The sequence below is a fragment of the Sphingomonas flavalba genome, assembly GCF_004796535.1.
GTDB lineage: Bacteria > Pseudomonadota > Alphaproteobacteria > Sphingomonadales > Sphingomonadaceae > Sphingomonas_L > Sphingomonas_L flavalba.
This window is the reverse complement of record NZ_SPHY01000023.1, coordinates 1-16,130: the sequence shown is the minus strand read 5'-3', so window position 1 is coordinate 16,130 and position 16,130 is coordinate 1. Positions and strand designations below refer to the sequence as shown.

The following is a 16,130-nucleotide window of genomic DNA, read 5'->3' as shown; positions in this document are numbered from 1 at the left end:
GCCGCCTCGTCGGCCAGCGCGACGCCGCCGCCGCGCGCGATCCGCCCCGCCGCCGGCGGCAGCAGCCCGGCGGCCAGCCGCAGCAGGCTCGACTTGCCGGTGCCGTTGGGGCCGGACACGATCGCCGCGTCGCCGGCGGCCAGCGTGAATTCCATGGCGGTGAACAGCATCCGCCCGCCACGCGCGCAGGCGACGTCGCTGAACGCCAGACGCGCCTCGCTCACCCGGCCAGCTCCTCCAGCGCGTGCATGTCGGCATCGGACAGGCCGAAATGATGGCCGACCTCATGAACCAGCACATGGGTGACCAGCGCTTCCAGCGTCACCCCGGTTTCCGCCCATTCGTCGAGCAGCGGGCGGCGGTAGAGGAAGATCATGTCGGGCAGCGCGCCGCTGTCCATCGACGATTTCTCGCTGAGCGGCCGCCCCTGGTAGAGGCCGCTCAGCGCGAACGGGTCGTCGATCCCCATGCTGTCCAGCACCGCGTCGTCGGCGAAATCCTCGACGCGGACGACGATATCGCTCAGATGCGCGCGGAATTCCGCCGGTAGCCGGTTGAGCGCGGCCAGCGCCAGCGCCTCGATCGTCGCGATATCCGGCGCCAGCGTCGCCGCCGATTGACCTTCGGGTTCCATCGCTGCGACAGTGGCGCAAATGGCGCACGGAAGGAACCCGGCATGATCGAACCGCTAGGCGACGAGGACCGCATCGACGCGCTCGACCGGCTCGACGAGTGGGATTACGACGATGCCCGCGACGCGATCGCCCGCCGTTTCGTGTTCGACGACTTTTCCGCCGCCTTCGCGTTCATGGCCCGCGTCGCGCTGCTCGCCGAAAAGATGGATCATCATCCGGAATGGTCCAATGTCTGGAACCGCGTCGACATCCTGCTGACCACCCACGACGCCGGCGGCCTGTCGGCGCGCGACATCGCGATGGCCGACGCGATCGAGGCGCTGCTCGGCTGATCGCCGCCCGCCAAAACGAACCTTTGTTAGGTTCTGGATAACATTTCGGATCCATAGCGGGGGCGCAACCATTTGCCCCGGGAAACTTGCGCCATGTCGATCCGCACCATCCTGTCGGCCGATCATGCCGAACTCGGCCTGCTCTGCACGGAGATGATCGCGCTGGTCGACCGCTCGGCGCCCGGCGACATCGCCGCGATCGCGACATTGCGCTGGCGGCTGGCGCGGCGGATCACCCAGCACCTCGCGCTGGAGGACGAATATATCTACCGGCCGGCGGCCGACGGTACGCTGCCCCGGCTCGGCGCGGCCGCCGCGGTGGTGAAGGACGAGCTGGGCGAGCTCTACGCCGCCTATCAGGCGCATATCGTCAAATGGCCGGGCGACCGGCTGACCGCTGACTGGGCGGCGTTCCGCGCCGAAGCGACAGCGCTGCTCGCCCGGCTGCAGGCGCGCATCCGCCGCGAGGACGAAGATCTCTACCCGCTGCTTCCTGAATAACCATTCATCGGGGAAATTCGCCAATAGTAGGCGGAATTTTTAGAGGATTCTCGCCACCTCTGCCCGGTTCACCCGCAATTCCGCGTCCTTCCATCATTTGGCACGCTCCCTGCAATCTCCTTGGCATCCCGTCCGGATGATCCGGACCTGATAACTCAGGAGATAAGTTATGTTCACGATCGCCAAACTGCAGAGCCTGGTCCTTTCGGCAATCGCCGCCCTGTTCGTCAGCGCCGTCGTGGTCACCGCCACCGTCGGCCCGGTGCCGCCGATCGTCTGACCGCCCCGCCACACCGCTTTTCAGGGACGAGAACCATGCCTGCTCACTTCGCACTCGACAAAACCAACGCCAGGCTGATGGGCGTCTGCGCCGGCTTCGCCCGGATGACCGGCGCCGACGTGACGCTGATCCGCGTCGGCCTGGTACTGCTAACCTTGTTCGGCCTCGCCCCGGCGACGATCGTCGCCTATCTGCTGATCGGCTTGGTGGCGAACGCCGGCTGACCCACCTGCCCTCTGGACCCGGCGGCGGAGAAGGATAAGGATCGCGCGATCCACCCCGGGACTCGAGGATTGCGCCATGTCATACGCCCGTTTCGCCGTTGCCGCCGCTCTGTTCGCCGCGGTGCCCGCTGCCGCCGCGCTCAATCCGGGCGCGAAGGCGCCCGACTTCACCACCCAGGCGTCGCTCGCCGGCAAGGCGTCCGGCTTCACCCTGTCGAAGGCGCTGAAGAAGGGGCCGGTCGTGCTCTATTTCTTCCCGGCCGCCTTCACCCCCGGCTGTACCGCCGAGGCGCATGAATTCGCCGAGGCGACCGCAGAGTTCGCCAAGCACGGCGCGACGGTGATCGGCCTGTCCGCCGACCCGATCGAGAAACTGAACGAATTCTCGGTCAAGGAATGCCGCAACAAGTTCGCGGTCGGCACCGCCAGCCCGGCGATCATCGCCGGCTACGACGTCAAGCTGCCGGCGCGCGAGGGGCTGAGCAACCGCACCTCCTACGTCATCGCGCCGGACGGCAGGATCATCTTCACCCATTCGGCGATGAACCCGGTCGGCCACGTCACCGGCACGCTCGACGCGGTGAAGAAGTGGGAAGCAGCGCGCAAGAAGGGCTGACGCCGGCACCGGAAAGACGCTAGGCGATAGCGATGACCGACAGTGATCGCCTGATCGCCGCCCAGCGCCGGCCGGAGGATGTCGACGCGGCGCTGCGCCCCCGGGCGCTCGACGAGTTCATCGGCCAGCAGGCCGCGCGCGAGAATCTGCGCGTGTTCATTGCCGCCGCCCGGGCGCGGGGCGAGGCGCTCGACCATGTGCTGTTCTTCGGGCCGCCAGGCCTGGGCAAGACCACCCTGGCCCAGATCGTCGCACGCGAGATGGGGGTTGGCTTTCGCGCCACCTCCGGCCCGGTGATCGCCAAGTCGGGCGATCTCGCCGCGCTGCTCACCAATCTCGAGGACGGCGACGTGCTGTTCATCGACGAGATCCACCGCCTGGCGCCGGCGGTGGAGGAGGTGCTCTATCCTGCGATGGAAGACCGCGCACTCGACCTGATGATCGGCGAGGGGCCGTCGGCCCGCTCGGTCCGCATCGACCTGCCGCGTTTCACTCTGGTCGGCGCGACGACCCGGCAGGGCCTGCTGACCACGCCGCTGCGCGACCGCTTCGGCATTCCGGTCCGGCTGGCCTTCTACAGCGTCGCCGAGTTGGAACAGGTCGTCCGCCGCGCCGCCGGGCTGCTTGGCCTGGCGATCGCCGAGGATGGCGCGCGGGAGATCGCCCGCCGTTCGCGGGGGACGCCGCGCATCGCCGGCCGGCTGCTGCGCCGGGTCCGCGATTTCGCCGATGTCGCCGGCGTCGCCACCGTCGACGCCGACAGCGCCGACAGCGCCCTGACCCGGCTGGAAGTCGACGCCCTCGGCCTCGACGCGATGGACCGGCGCTACCTGACGATGATCGCCGACATCTATCAGGGCGGGCCGGTCGGCATCGAAACGCTGGCCGCCGGCCTGTCGGAACCGCGCGACACGATCGAGGAAGTGATCGAACCCTATCTGATCCAGATCGGCCTTGTCGCCCGCACCGCGCGCGGCCGCTGCCTCAACGGCCGGGCGTGGGCCCATCTCGGCCTGCCTTCGCCGGCCGGGCCGGGCCAGGATGCGCTACCCTTCGAGGGTTGAGCCACCCGGCATAATCGCTAATGACCAAAGCTATGGACCTGGCCAGCGACCCCCTGCCGGCAGCCGGTCGCTTCGTCGGCGCCGAGCATCGTTATCCGCTGCGCGTCTATTTCGAGGATACCGACCTGTCCGGCATCGTCTATCACGCCGGCTATCTGCGGTTCATGGAACGGGCGCGTTCCGACATGCTGCGCTGCGCCGGAATCGATCAGCGCGGAACCTTCGACCGGGGTGAAGGCGTTTACGCGGTAGCGGGCCTCAACATCCGTTATCTGAAACCGGCGCGGCTCGACGACGATCTGGTTATCGTCAGCCGATTGAACGAATTGCGGGCAGCAACGTGCCTCATTCATCAAACAGTCAGGCGCGGGCCGGAAGTCTTGACCGAGGGCGATGTTCGCGCCGCGTTCCTGTCTCTTGATGGCCGACCCAGGCGGCAGCCGCCCGCCTGGATCGCAATTTTCGAGCGGCTGATGACGGAGGGCGATTAGCCAGCAATGGATCTGTTCGTGAATAGCGATGCCGCAACCCTGTCGCCCGTTGGCCTCTTCCTCCAGGCCGACTGGGTGGTGAAGATGGTGATGCTGGGGCTGCTGGCCGCCAGCATATGGAGTTGGGCGATCATCATCGGCTTCGGCAGCACGCTCAACCGCATGGCGCGGCGTTCCGCCCAATATGAGGCCGATTTCTGGAAGGCCCAGGATATCGACCGGTTCCACGACGCCAACGGCCGCGTCGACCTGCCCGCCGCGCGGGTGCTCGACGCCGGCGTGCGCGAGTGGCGGCGCTCGACCGCCGGCAAGCGGGTCGACCGCGACGGCATCCGATCCCGTCTGCACATGACGATGGCCGCGGCGATCGGCGCGGAGATCGACAAACTGTCCGGCCGGCTGACGTTCCTCGCGACGATCGGCAGCGTCGCGCCGTTCGTCGGCCTGTTCGGCACGGTGTGGGGGATCATGCGCGCTTTCACTGGCATCGCCGCGGAGAAGAGCTCCAGCATCGCCGTCGTCGCCCCGGGCATCGCCGAGGCGCTGTTTGCGACAGCGATCGGCCTGTTCGCCGCGATCCCCGCCGTCATTGCCTATAATCGGTTCAGCCACAGCCTCGACCGGCTGGAGGCGCGGCTCGGCCGCTTCGCCGACGGCTTCCACGCCACCCTGTCGCGCGAGCTGGACGCGGAGGCATGACGGACGGGACGGGTATGGAGGCGATGCCATGGCGATGAACCTTGCGAGCCGCCGCCACGGGCGCCGCCGGGCACCGATGGCGGATATCAACGTCACGCCGTTCGTCGACGTGATGCTGGTGCTGCTGATCATCTTCATGGTCACCGCGCCGCTGCTGACCGCGGGGGTGGAGGTCAACCTGCCGGACAGCCGGGCTGGCGCGCTCGACCAGGACCAGGAGCCGGTGATGATCTCGCTCGACCGGAACGGCGCCATCTTCGTTGGCGAGGATCAGGTGCCGGTCGCCGCCTTCCCCAACCGCCTTGAGCAGATGGCGGCCGGCGGCAATCCGCCGCAGGTCTATCTCCACGCCGACCGCGCGCTCGATTACGGCACGGTGATGCGGGTGATGGGCGAATTGAACCGCGCCGGCCTGAACCGGATCGCGCTGGTCAGCACCGGCGCCGAAGCGAAATGATGTCCCGCGCCGAAAAGACCGGGCTCGGCGTCGCGTTCAGCGGCCATGTCCTGCTTTTCGGCCTGCTGTCGGTCGGCTTTCTCGCTACCCCCAATCCGATGAAGCTGCGCAACGACCCGGTTGAGGTTCAGTTCGTCGACGAGATTGGCCTGAAATCCGCCTTTCCGAAGCCGGCGATCGAGGAGCCGGCGCCCAGCATCGCGCCGGAAATCGGCATGGCGCAGGACAGCCCACCGCCGGCGCCGACCGCCGCGGAACCTGCACCGCCCGCACCTGCCCCCCGGGCCGCACCGCAGCCCGCTCCGGTCAAGCCGACGCCGCAAAAGCCGACGCCAGCCCGACAGGCGAGCGCACCGCCGTCCCGAAACCCGGCGCGTGACGTGGGAAGCGCCCGGGCGGAGACGCCGCAGCCGCGTCGCGGATCGCTGCTCGGCGACGATTTCCGCAAGGGGCTGGCTGCCACCGCCCGGCGCCAGGCGACGGGCGACACGCCACGCGCCGCTGTCGTCGGCCCGCAGGCGCTGGCCAGCCTGGGCGCGGCGATAGCCCGGCAGATCAGGCCCTGCTATGATCTCGGCCCGCTTGGCGGCACGGCGGCGATGGACATCGTCGTCAAGGTGCGCCTGCAGCCGACACGCGAAGGCGTCGTCACCCGCCAGCGGCTGGAGATCGCCGGCTTCAGCGGGGTCGACGGATCGAACAGCATGTATCAGGCGCGGATGGCGGAGGTGGCGCGCAACGCCGTACTCAACCCGCGCTGCTCGCCGCTTGAACTGCCAGCCGAACTCTACGAGGGCGGCTGGCAGGACATAACGCTCAATTTCATTCCGCGTCAGCTCGGCTGATGCGGGGCTTAGTCGGAGGAGAGGCCCAGTGAAGCAGGCCCAGTTGAAACAGGTCGTTGTCGCAGTGCTTGCCGCTTTTGCCATAGCCACGCCAGCGGCGGCGCAGATCGAGGTCGACATTACCGGCGGCATTTCGTCGCCGATGCCGATCGCCATCCCGACGATGCCGACACCGACGGCGCAGACGACGGCGGCCGGCCCGACCGACGCGCTTGGCCGGCAGGTGGCGGAAATCGTCACCAACGACCTCAGGAACAGCGGCCTGTTCAAGCCGCTCGGCCCGAACCAGCTGAAGCCGGTCGGCTTCGACCAGGTGACCGCTCCCGACTTCCCGTTCTGGACGCAGACTGGCGCGCAGGCGCTGATCCAGGGTTTCGTCCGCGCCAATGGCGATGGTACGCTGACCGTCGGCTGCTATCTCTACGACGTGTTCGCCAAGACCGAACTGACCCGCCAGGGCTTCATCGTCCAGCCGCAATACTGGCGCCGCGCCGCGCACAAATGCGCCGACAGCGTCTATACCCGGCTGACCGGCGAAGGTCCCTATTTCGACACGCGCGTCGTCTATGTGTCCGAGACCGGGCCGAAGAACCGCCGGATCAAGCGGCTGGCGATCATGGACCAGGACGGCGCCAACCATCGTTTCCTGACCAACGGCCAGAATATCGTGCTGACCCCGCGCTTCTCGCCCAACGAGCAGGCGATCGTCTACATGAGCTATGCCGGCAACCAGCCGCGCATCTACACCTACGACGTCGGCTCCGGCCGCCAACACATGGTCGTCCAGGGGGCGAGCACCACCTTCGCCCCGCGCTTCTCGCCGGACGGGCGCTGGATCCTGTTCTCGATGACGGTCAACGGCAACACCGACATCTACCGCGTGTCGTCGACCGGCGGCACGCCGACACGGCTGACCACTTCCCCCGGCATCGACACCGGCGGCAGCTATTCGCCGGACGGCAGCCGCATCGTGTTCGAGAGCGACCGCTCGGGGGGCCAGCAGCTTTACGTAATGAACGCCGATGGATCGAATCAGCAGCGAATCAGTTTCGGCGGCGGCCGCTATGCGACGCCGGTCTGGAGCCCGAAAGGCGACCTGATCGCCTTTACGAAACTTGGGGGCGGCTTCCAGATCGGGGTCATGTCGCCCAGCGGCAGCAATGAAAAGCTGCTGACCAACGCCTGGCAGGATGAGGGGCCGACCTGGTCGCCAAATGGCCGTGTCCTCATGTTTTTCCGGACTGGCCAGGGGTCCGGCAAGGCCGATCTCTGGTCCGTGGATCTGACCGGAGTCAACGAAAGACGCGTACCGACGCCACTTGACGGTTCCGATCCTGCGTGGGGACCGTTACTACCCTGAAACTTTTAACCCCTCATCCGGTTATGCAACGAGGAGACGGACCATGCTCAAAACCACCACCAAGCTTATCATGGCGGCATCGCTGATCGCGATCGCCGGCTGCGCCAAGAAGGCGCCGGAACAACTGCCCCCGCCGCCGCCGACCGAAACCGCGCCGCCGCAGGCGACGCCGGCACCGGTCGACACCGGCAATGTCGGCAGCACCGTCGTTCCCGGCTCGCGCGAGGATTTCCTGCAGAAGGTGCAGTCCGACCGCGTCCACTTCGCGCTCGACAGTTCGGACCTGGACGGCGAATCGCGCGCGATTCTCGACAGCCAGGCGCAGTGGCTGAACCAGTACGGCAATGTCCGCATCACCATCGAGGGGCATTGCGACGAGCGCGGCACCCGCGAATACAACCTGGCGCTTGGCGAACGCCGGGCTAACGCGGCCAAGAACTATCTGGCCGCCGCCGGCATCTCGGCGTCGCGGATCAACGTCATCAGCTACGGCAAGGAACGGCCGGAAGCGACCGGCTCGGACGAAGCGTCGTGGGCGCAGAATCGGCGCGCCGTGACGGTCATCATCGGCTGATCGCCACCACCCCGCCACGGCCGGCCCTCATCGGCCGCGGCGGGGTGGTTACCGACTGGGTTTACAGGCAAGCCTCAAGGAAAGCCTGGTCGAAGCCGTATTGCTTCGCTTTTTCAAGGGTATAGGGGCGCAGGCCCATCGGCCGATATTCGCCGATGATTTTCCCGTCGGCGGTCTCGTCCAGATATTCAAACTTGAACAGTTCCTGGGTGACGATCACCGGGCCTTCCATGCCGATCACCTCGGTGATGTTGGTGGTGCGGCGCGAGCCGTCGCGCAGGCGCTTGACCTGGACGATCAGATCGACGGAATCGGCGATCTGGCGGCTGATCGCCTCCTTCGGCACCTTGATGTCCGACATCATCACCATGTTCTCCATACGCGCCAGGCATTCGCGCGGGCTGTTGGAGTGGAGCGTCGCCATCGAGCCGTCGTGGCCGGTGTTCATCGCGGCGAGCAGGTCGAAGCATTCGGCGCCGCGAATTTCGCCGAGGATGATCCGGTCCGGCCGCATACGCAGCGCGTTGATGACAAGGTCGCGGATGGTGATCGCGCCCTGCCCCTCCAGATTGGCGGGGCGGGTTTCGAGCGGCAGCCAGTGCGGCTGCTGCAGCCGCAATTCGGCCGCGTCCTCGATGGTCAGCACGCGTTCGCCGGGATCGATCATCTTGGACAGCGCGTTCAGCATCGTCGTCTTGCCGGAGCCGGTGCCGCCGGAAATGACGATGTTGAAGCGGCAGGCGCCGGCGATCTTCAGCGCCGTCGCCATCTTGTCGCTCATCGAGCCGCCCTTCGCCATCATGTCGAGGGTGATCGGCTTGGCCGAGAATTTACGGATCGAGATGGCGGTGCCGCGCAGCGACAGCGGCGGGATGATGACGTTGACGCGGCTGCCGTCCTTCAGGCGGGCGTCGGCGAGCGGGCTGGTCTGGTCGACACGGCGGCCGACCTGGTTGACGATGCGCTGCGCGATCTGGAGCAGGTGATCCTCGTCGCGGAACTGAATATTGGCCAGTTCGAGCTTACCCTTGCGTTCGACATAGGTTTGGTTCGGGCCGTTGACCATGATGTCGCTGATCGCGGGGTCCGACAGCAGCTCTTCCAGCGGCCCGAGGCCGAGCAGTTCGTCGACCAGCACCTTTTCCAGCGCGAACTGTTCGCGCCGGTTGAGGGTCAGCTTCAGTTCGGCGAGCACCTCGCCGATGATCGGGTGAAATTCCTCCGCCAGCTCTTCCTTGCTGAGCGAGGCCGCCGCTTCCGGGTCGACCCGTTCCAGCAGGCGGGGCAGCACCTGTTCCTTGATACGGTGGACCGACGCCTCGAATCCCTCGACCTTGGACTGGGCGGCTTCGCCGGACGCCTCCTGACGGCTGGCGAGGCGCGCCATGGCGTCCATTTGCGCCGCCGGTGCCGGCGCTTCCGCGACGTCGAGCGCTTCGATCGGCGGGAACTGGTCGCCACCCTGGGGCTCCGGCGCCCGCTGGGGCGCGCCGCCCTGCATCGGCCGCGCAACACCGAAGGATGGGCGCGAACCGGCCGTCTTACCGATTCCACCCCGCTTACCGAACGCGCTCATCCCGATTGCCACTCCGCCGCTTGTTTGACGAGCAAGGGTGAATAGGATGGAAACTTTGAGATTTGGCTAACCTGCCGTCTGGAGCCGGCGTGGTGGGGCCCGCGAAGGCGCGAGGATTGCGGCGCGGCGGCCAGCCTCAGGGCGCTTCCGCGAGCAACGGCGCGGCGACGCCGACATTAGACTCTGATGCCATTGGATCGTCCCGCTTCGTCATTGCGAGCGGAGCCAAGCAATCCGGGGCGGAGTTGGCGCGCCCTCCGGATTGCCGCGTCGCTGCGCGCCTCGCAATGACGATCCCGACGCATGGCATCTTACTCTAACGAACCACTGCTGCCCTGCGTCGCACGCGGCGACCACCTGTTCCGGTAGCACCGGCGGCGGCCGCGCCGCTCAGAACGCCGCGCGGAGCCCGAAGACGAAGTTGCGGCCGCGCAGCGGAGCGGCGGCCTTGATGAACGACGCATGGTTGAAGGCGAGGGCATTGGTCAGGTTGGTCGCGCGGACGAACAGCTCCGCGCTTGCCTGAGGGCCAAAATCAAGCCGATAGGCCGCCGTCGCGTTCAGCATGTCGTAGCCGGCCGTCCGCGTCTCGAAGGCTGCGATCCGGTCCTGTTCGAACACACGGTAATATTCGAGCCCGGCCGAAACCGGTCCCCAGCCACCGTCGACGCGCGCGCCCAGCCGCCCGGCCGGGATGCGTGGCAGATCGCCCCGTCCGTGCGACAATCTCGCGCGGACATAGTCGCCGAACAGCCCCACCGAGACGCCGGGCGTCAGTTGCTGGCGGATCTCGCCGTCGATCCCGGCGAATGTCGCGTCGGCGGCGGTGTAGCGGATCAGACGGAAATCCTCGAACCGGTCGAGGGTGTCGGCGTAGATGTAGGTGTCGAAATCCTGATAATAGGCGCCGAAGGTCAGCGTCGTCGCCCCCGCTGTCTTGCGGAAGGTCAGGTCGACCGCCTTGCTGGTTTCCTTGCCGAGCGCCGCCGAGCCCAGTTCATAGGTGTTGGTGGCGAGGTGGACGCCGCGCGCATAGAGTTCCTGCGCATTAGGCGCGCGCTGCGAGCGGGTGAGCGCCAGCGCCAGCGAATAGGCGCCGCCGATGTCCCAGACGACCGCGCCGGAGAAGGAGAACGGACGATGGCTGGCCCTGCGGCCGAGCGTCGTCTCGATCGTCTGCCATTCCTGCCGCGCGGCGATTTCAAAGCGCAGCGGGCCGGCGCGCAGCGCTTCCTTCAGGAACAGCGCGGTGTTGCGCGTCTCGCTTTCGGGCAGGAACGCCTCCTCCCCCAACGCGCTGAACCGGCTTTCGGCATGCTGGACGCCGACGATGCCATGCAGCCCGCCGACCGGCCTATGGATCAGTTCGAGCCGTATGTCGCGCGCCTTGTTCTTGAAGGTAGTGGCGATCTGATCTTCCTCGATCTCGTCATGGGCGTAGTTGGTGAACGCCATGCGGAAGCGGAGCTTTTCCAGCCCCGGCAGCGGATCGCGATAGTCGCTGCGGATGTCGAAACGCTCGCTCCGCAGTTTCACGAACGGCACTTCGTCATGATCGTGTTCATGATCGTGATCGTGGTCGTCGTCGTGGCCGTGCCCGCCGCAATGCAGGCTGCTGCCGTGCGGGTGGCAGGATTCATATTCGTGGGAATGACCCGGCAGCCCGTATTCGCTGCGCTGGCGGGTATAGGCGACGCCCAGATAGCCGTCGGCGCCGATCCACGCACCGCCAAGGGTGACGGTCGACGTGTCGTTGTACGAACCGTCGACATGGCGGTCACCAAAGCGTGCCGGCACCCGATAGGCATCCGAACGGCGGCGCACCCCTTCAGCGCGAAAGGCGAAGGGCCCGGCGCCGACGGTCAGCCCGCCGACCAGCGAGCGTTCGTCATCGGCGGTGCCCAATCGCCCTTCGGCAACGCCGGCAACGCCGTTTTCCGGCTGTGCGGTCGGCACCTTGTCGTCGAGCAGGTTGATCGCGCCGCCGATCGCGCCGCCGCCGTAGAGCAGGGTGGCCGGGCCGCGCAGCACCTCTATGCCGCGCAACAGCAGTGGTTCGGTCGTCACCGCATGGTCGGGCGACACCGCCGACGCGTCGCGAATGCCGGCGCCATCGGCCAGCGCCTCGACGCGCGGGGCGGTTTGGCCACGGATCACCGGGCGGCTCGCGCCGCCGCCGAAATTGTCGAAATGAATGCCCGGTTGGTCGGCCAGCGTGTCACCCAGCGTCGCCTGCCGCCGATGGACAAGCGCATCGCCGGTCAGCGTGACGACCGGCGTCGCGGTTTCATCCGCCGTCTGCTCCAGCCCCATCGCGGTGACGACGATGTCGCCCCGCGCCACGCCGTCGGCGTCCTCGGCTGCCGCAAAGGCGGGACTGGGCGCCAGGAACGACGCGGCGGACAGAAGCAGGACGCGATTTCTCACCATGAACCCCTTTTGCTCTTGGAACGCGATTGCCAATAGGCGACGATATAACATATCGCAAAAGGCAGTGACGAAAGCATGAGCATACGGGATTTACGGACGCGACGGACGGGTGATCGGCCGGCCAATGCCATAGAAGGGGTCGCCGTTTCGGCCTCGCTCCTCTGCCTCGTCCATTGCCTGGCGCTGCCGCTGCTGCTGATGCTGCTGCCCGGGGCAATCGGCCTGTTCGCGGCGTCGGCGGCCTTCCATTATGTCGCGCTGGCGCTGGTCGTGCCCGCCGCCCTCGCCGCGTTCTGGATCGGCTATCTGCGCCACCGGGCGCTTCCGCCCGCCGTGCTCGGCTGCATCGGCGCCGGCTGTCTGGCGGCGGCGCTATTACCGGGCATGGCGGAAGGGGTGGAGACATTGGTCACGGTCTCCGGCAGCCTGCTCCTGATCGCCGGACACCTGCTGAACTGGCGGTTGCGCGCCCATGCGCTCTGATACCGGCGCTTCCGCCGGAGGGCGCCCACCCGCGCGCCGGCCCTATCGGCGGCCGTCCCCGCTCGACCGGCTGGTGCTGCAGACGCTGCGCGAGGCAGGCAGGCCGCTGAGCGCCTATGCGATCACGCGGCGCAGCGTCGCTTCCGGCGCCCCGCTTTCCCCCACCCAGGCTTATCGCGTCCTCGACCGGCTGGTCGCGCGTGGCGAGGTTCAGCGGATCGCGCTGCTCGCCGCCTATCTGCCGGCGCGGGCGGATCGGCCCGGCGTCTTGGTCTGCCGCCGGTGCCGGGCGGTGACGGCGGTGACGGTCGCGGCCCTCGCCCCGGCGATCGAGCAGATCCGGCAGGCGACCGGCTTCGTGGTGGCGCGCGCGCATGTCGAGCTGCCCGGCCTGCGCGCGCGATGCCGGCACGGACGCGGTGCGGCACGGGCGAGCGCTTGTTCGCCCTGATCGTCACGTTGCTGGCTTCACCTGCGGACGCCGTGGCGGCGGGTGCCAGCCGGGTTTCAGGGCGGGGACGGGCAGCGGCCGCGGTGAACGCCGAACGCGCCGCCGGGGCGCCGGCAGCAACGGCCCGACAAGCAGGGTCCACAGGTCATGCCGGGCTGGCTGGCCCGCGACGCCGAAGGCCAGCACCGGCCGCCGCCCGGCCGCCGGGCGCAGCAGCGTGCCGAACAGCCAGTCGAACAGCGCCAGACTGCCGCCGAAATTACGGTCGAAATGGACGCGTTCGCGCGAATGATGCAACTGGTGATGCGCCGGACTCTGGAACAGCCGGTCGAACGGCGCGGGCGGTGCGACCCAGAGGTGGGTGTGCAGCAGATGGGTGAGCAGATAGAGCGCGACGACCATCAGCACATTGCGCCCGTCGACGACATAGATTCGCGGCGTGCCGCCGAACAGCGGATGCAGCAGCGCCGCGGCCGTCCCGGTCGCCACCGCGACGATATTGGCAAAGACGATGCTGTCGACCGGATGCACCCGGAAATTGGTTAGCGGCGACAGCGAAGCGGCGCTGTGATGGATACGGTGGAACCGCCACAGCACCGGCAGCCGATGCGACAGGTAATGGTCCAGCCAATATGCGAATTCATAGGCAAGAAACAGCACGACGGTCGCACAGCCGGCGGTCAGCCAGCGCGGCAGATCCGGCACCGGCCCCTGTGGCAGCAGGTCGGCGATGCCGCGTTCGATTGCGCGCGCGCTGAGCATGGCCCAGCCAAACAGCAGCGGAAAGACCAGCAGGTTGAGCAGCGTAAGCCCGATGTCGGCGCGGCCGGAGGCGCTGCGCCACAGCCGGCGGGGGAGCAGCGCTCGTGCCAGCACCCGTAACCGCACCGGCCGTGCGTTCCGGCGCCGCGCCAGCGTGACGAGCGCCGCCAGCAACGCGGCGAACAGCAGGGATTGCAACGATACCAGCGACGCCGGCGCCAGCAGCAGCCGGACCGCGCCATGGCCGGCGGCACCGGCCATGGCGGCAACGGCAGAGTCGGGCGCCAGGCTCCACATCACCCACCCGATCTGCCATCAACACATTGTAATCGCGTTAATTGACCGATTCCCGGCTCCGCCCGGATCTGGTGCAGGTTCGGCCCGGCTCCGCCGCGATCGCGGCGCCGGGGCGGACTGGCGCGATCATCCCGTCGTGCAGCCCGCGCGTCCACCATTGCCAGCCGCCGCCAACATAGCGGACGCCGCCAGCGGCCGGGCCGGCTTCCATCATCATCGCCCGCCCCATGAAGCGGACCATCGCGCGATCGGCGCCGATATAGCGGGCCTCCACCGTCGTGCCGTCGGCGCAGCGATAAACCAGGCCCGGCGCCTCGACCGCGGTGGCGGCCGGCGCCGGGGTGGCAAGCAGCAGGCTCGCGCCGAGCAGGGCGGCGCGGATCATGTCGCGGCGACCGGTGGAACGGACAGGCGAACCAGCTCGATCGCCGGGCAGCGGTTCATCACCACTTCCAGCCCAGCCGCCTCCGCTCGCTCCGCCGCAGCGGGGTTGATGACGCCCAGTTGCATCCACACCGCCTTCGCGCCGACCGCGATCGCCTGGTCGACCGCCTCGCCCGCCGCCGTGCTGTTGCGGAAGATGTCGACGATGTCGATCGGGTCGCCGAGCTGCGCCAGCTCGCGCCAGACATATTCGCCGTGGACATGGTCGCCGGTGATCTGCGGGTTGACCGGAATGACGCGGTAGCCGTGCTGCTGGAGGATCTCCATCACCTCGTAGCTTGGCCGGTCGGGCCGGTTGGACGCGCCGACCATCGCGATGGTCCGCGCGTTGGCGAGCAGGCGGGCGATACCGGCGTCGTCGGTGATCGGCATGGGTCATCTCCCTACACCCCCGAACCGCCAGGATAGACCGATCAGTGCGGCGCGTTAAGCCATTCGTGCAGCCGGTCGGCGACGGCGCGGAACGCCGCGCCGCCGGCATTGTCGTGGCTGGCGGGCGGATCGCCGGCGTCGGAGGCGGTGCGGATCGCCGCATCGAGCGGGATGCGGCCGAGGAACGGCACGCCCAGCCGCTCCGCCTCCGCCTCCGCCCCGCCGCTGCCGAACGGGTGGCTGACCCCGCCGCAATGCGGGCAGGCATAGCCGGCCATATTCTCGACCAGGCCGATGATCGGCACCTTGACCTTGGCGAACAGGTCGATCGCCCGGCGCGCGTCGATCAGCGCCAGGTCCTGCGGGGTGGAGACGATGACCGCGCCGACCGGGCGATATTTCTGGACCATCGTCAACTGGATGTCGCCGGTACCCGGCGGCAGGTCGACGACCAGCGTGTCGGTAGCGCCCCAGTCCGCATCGAGCAGTTGGCCGAGCGCACTGCCGATCATCGGCCCGCGCCACGCCACCGCCTGCCCAGGCGCGACGAGCTGGCCCATCGACAGCATCGGCACGCCGAGATCGGTGACGACCGGGATAAGCTGTTTCTCGCGCGCCGTCGGGCGCACCCCTTCCGCCTTCATCAGCCGGGGCAGCGACGGGCCGTAAATGTCGGCGTCGACCAGCCCGACCGGCAGGCCGCGCCCCGCGAGCGCGACGGCGAGATTGGCGGCCAGCGTCGACTTGCCGACGCCGCCCTTGCCGCTGGCGACCGCGATCAGCCGGCGCGTCGCCCGCTCGCTGGTGAAGGCGATGCGGACGGTAGCAATGCCGGGCATAGCGCCGACCACCCTGGTCAGCTCGCGTTCCAGCGCCTCGGTTTCGGGCGGATTGAGACCGGTCGCATCGACGATCAGGCTGGCAAGGTTTCCGGAGATACGCGGTCTGGCTGCGCGCCGCCCGGCGATCGGGGCGATCGCGGCGGCGATTTCGTCTGCTGTGGTCATGGCAATGACGCCGATAGGCCAGCCGTTTGATGGATGACACTGTTTTTCACGCCTCGCCGTCCCTATAACGGCGGAATGAGGAAGATATTGGGCCGGCCGGCGCCGGTGGACGCGATGCTGAACGACGGCGGCGGCGGGCCGTGGGGCGGACGCGGCGGCGGCAATGGCGGCGGCAGCGGGGGTGGCGGCGACGGCGGCGGTTCCGGCGGCGGCGGACCGCGCAACCCGTG

General features: G+C 68.1%; 21 protein-coding genes. 13 read left to right on the top strand and 8 right to left on the bottom strand.

Features of this window, described 5'->3' with window-relative positions; genetic code table 11:
- Together E4A53_RS14065 and E4A53_RS14060 are read right to left on the bottom strand one after the other, a co-directional pair.
- Positions 1-224, bottom strand: a 224-nt coding sequence (locus E4A53_RS14065; protein WP_239018314.1) for an ABC transporter ATP-binding protein, incomplete at its 3' end; no start/stop codon positions are given.
- Positions 221-634, bottom strand: coding sequence for a metallopeptidase family protein (locus E4A53_RS14060; protein WP_136163747.1), 414 nt, complete (start codon positions 632-634; stop codon positions 221-223). The genes E4A53_RS14065 and E4A53_RS14060, both read right to left, overlap by 4 nt.
- 42 nt (positions 635-676) lie before the next feature.
- Between E4A53_RS14060 and E4A53_RS14055 the strand changes: the two genes are divergently transcribed.
- The 11 genes from E4A53_RS14055 (at position 677) to pal (ending at position 8,078) form a co-directional block, all read left to right on the top strand.
- A complete protein-coding gene (locus E4A53_RS14055; RefSeq protein ID WP_136163746.1) occupies positions 677-967 on the top strand; it encodes a 4a-hydroxytetrahydrobiopterin dehydratase in 291 nt (96 codons plus the stop codon).
- Between the two features lie 93 nt (positions 968-1,060).
- Positions 1,061-1,468, top strand: coding sequence for a hemerythrin domain-containing protein (locus tag E4A53_RS14050; RefSeq protein WP_136163745.1), 408 nt, complete (start codon positions 1,061-1,063; stop codon positions 1,466-1,468).
- A gap of 315 nt (positions 1,469-1,783) precedes the next feature.
- Positions 1,784-1,972, top strand: coding sequence for a PspC domain-containing protein (locus tag E4A53_RS14045; protein ID WP_136163744.1), 189 nt, complete (start codon positions 1,784-1,786; stop codon positions 1,970-1,972).
- Positions 1,973-2,048: 76 nt separating this feature from the next.
- Entirely contained in the window at positions 2,049-2,588 is a 540-nt protein-coding gene (locus E4A53_RS14040) for a peroxiredoxin (RefSeq protein WP_136163743.1), read from the top strand.
- 32 nt (positions 2,589-2,620) lie between these two features.
- Complete coding sequence (gene ruvB, locus E4A53_RS14035; RefSeq protein WP_136163742.1) at positions 2,621-3,652, top strand: Holliday junction branch migration DNA helicase RuvB; 1,032 nt, start codon at positions 2,621-2,623, stop codon at positions 3,650-3,652.
- Positions 3,653-3,684: 32 nt separating this feature from the next.
- The gene (locus tag E4A53_RS14030; protein WP_239018313.1) at positions 3,685-4,143 is read left to right on the top strand and encodes a YbgC/FadM family acyl-CoA thioesterase; all 459 of its coding nucleotides are present in this window, start codon (positions 3,685-3,687) and stop codon (positions 4,141-4,143) included.
- A gap of 6 nt (positions 4,144-4,149) precedes the next feature.
- Positions 4,150-4,842, top strand: a complete 693-nt coding sequence (gene tolQ / locus E4A53_RS14025) for a protein TolQ (protein ID WP_136163740.1) — start codon at positions 4,150-4,152, stop codon at positions 4,840-4,842.
- Positions 4,843-4,870: 28 nt separating this feature from the next.
- Positions 4,871-5,299 carry an ExbD/TolR family protein gene (locus E4A53_RS14020; protein WP_136163739.1) on the top strand — a complete coding sequence of 143 codons (429 nt, stop codon included), beginning with the start codon at positions 4,871-4,873 and terminating at the stop codon, positions 5,297-5,299.
- Positions 5,299-6,144 carry a hypothetical protein gene (locus tag E4A53_RS14015; protein WP_136163738.1) on the top strand — a complete coding sequence of 282 codons (846 nt, stop codon included), beginning with the start codon at positions 5,299-5,301 and terminating at the stop codon, positions 6,142-6,144. Before E4A53_RS14020 ends, E4A53_RS14015 begins: the two co-directional genes overlap by 1 nt.
- A gap of 64 nt (positions 6,145-6,208) precedes the next feature.
- Complete coding sequence (gene tolB, locus E4A53_RS14010; RefSeq protein WP_239018316.1) at positions 6,209-7,504, top strand: Tol-Pal system beta propeller repeat protein TolB; 1,296 nt, start codon at positions 6,209-6,211, stop codon at positions 7,502-7,504.
- A gap of 43 nt (positions 7,505-7,547) precedes the next feature.
- The gene (pal, locus tag E4A53_RS14005) at positions 7,548-8,078 is read left to right on the top strand and encodes a peptidoglycan-associated lipoprotein Pal (protein WP_136163736.1); all 531 of its coding nucleotides are present in this window, start codon (positions 7,548-7,550) and stop codon (positions 8,076-8,078) included.
- 61 nt (positions 8,079-8,139) lie between these two features.
- Here pal and E4A53_RS14000 read toward each other — a convergent pair whose 3' ends face one another.
- A complete protein-coding gene (locus E4A53_RS14000; RefSeq protein WP_136163735.1) occupies positions 8,140-9,654 on the bottom strand; it encodes a TadA family conjugal transfer-associated ATPase in 1,515 nt (504 codons plus the stop codon).
- Between the two features lie 390 nt (positions 9,655-10,044).
- Positions 10,045-12,084, bottom strand: a complete 2,040-nt coding sequence (locus E4A53_RS13995; protein ID WP_206366334.1) for a TonB-dependent receptor domain-containing protein — start codon at positions 12,082-12,084, stop codon at positions 10,045-10,047.
- 75 nt (positions 12,085-12,159) lie between these two features.
- Between E4A53_RS13995 and E4A53_RS13990 the strand changes: the two genes are divergently transcribed.
- A complete protein-coding gene (locus E4A53_RS13990; protein WP_136163733.1) occupies positions 12,160-12,567 on the top strand; it encodes a MerC domain-containing protein in 408 nt (135 codons plus the stop codon).
- Positions 12,557-13,018: a Fur family transcriptional regulator gene (locus E4A53_RS13985; protein WP_136163732.1), complete on the top strand. Its 462-nt coding sequence runs from the start codon at positions 12,557-12,559 to the stop codon at positions 13,016-13,018. Before E4A53_RS13990 ends, E4A53_RS13985 begins: the two co-directional genes overlap by 11 nt.
- Positions 13,019-13,021: 3 nt before the next feature.
- Here the strand turns inward: E4A53_RS13985 and E4A53_RS13980 are convergent, their stop codons facing one another.
- The 4 genes from E4A53_RS13980 to E4A53_RS13965 are packed head-to-tail and all read right to left on the bottom strand — an operon-like array spanning position 13,022 to position 15,900.
- Positions 13,022-14,077 carry a sterol desaturase family protein gene (locus E4A53_RS13980; protein WP_136163731.1) on the bottom strand — a complete coding sequence of 352 codons (1,056 nt, stop codon included), beginning with the start codon at positions 14,075-14,077 and terminating at the stop codon, positions 13,022-13,024.
- Positions 14,078-14,114: 37 nt separating this feature from the next.
- Positions 14,115-14,462 (bottom strand): MliC family protein, encoded by a 348-nt coding sequence (locus E4A53_RS13975; protein ID WP_136163730.1) that lies wholly within the window; start codon positions 14,460-14,462, stop codon positions 14,115-14,117.
- Complete coding sequence (locus E4A53_RS13970) at positions 14,459-14,893, bottom strand: CoA-binding protein (RefSeq protein ID WP_136163729.1); 435 nt, start codon at positions 14,891-14,893, stop codon at positions 14,459-14,461. Before E4A53_RS13970 ends, E4A53_RS13975 begins: the two co-directional genes overlap by 4 nt.
- Positions 14,894-14,934: 41 nt before the next feature.
- On the bottom strand, positions 14,935-15,900 hold the full coding sequence (locus E4A53_RS13965; RefSeq protein ID WP_136163728.1) for an Mrp/NBP35 family ATP-binding protein: 966 nt from the start codon (positions 15,898-15,900) through the stop codon (positions 14,935-14,937).
- Positions 15,901-16,130: the final 230 nt, after the last annotated feature.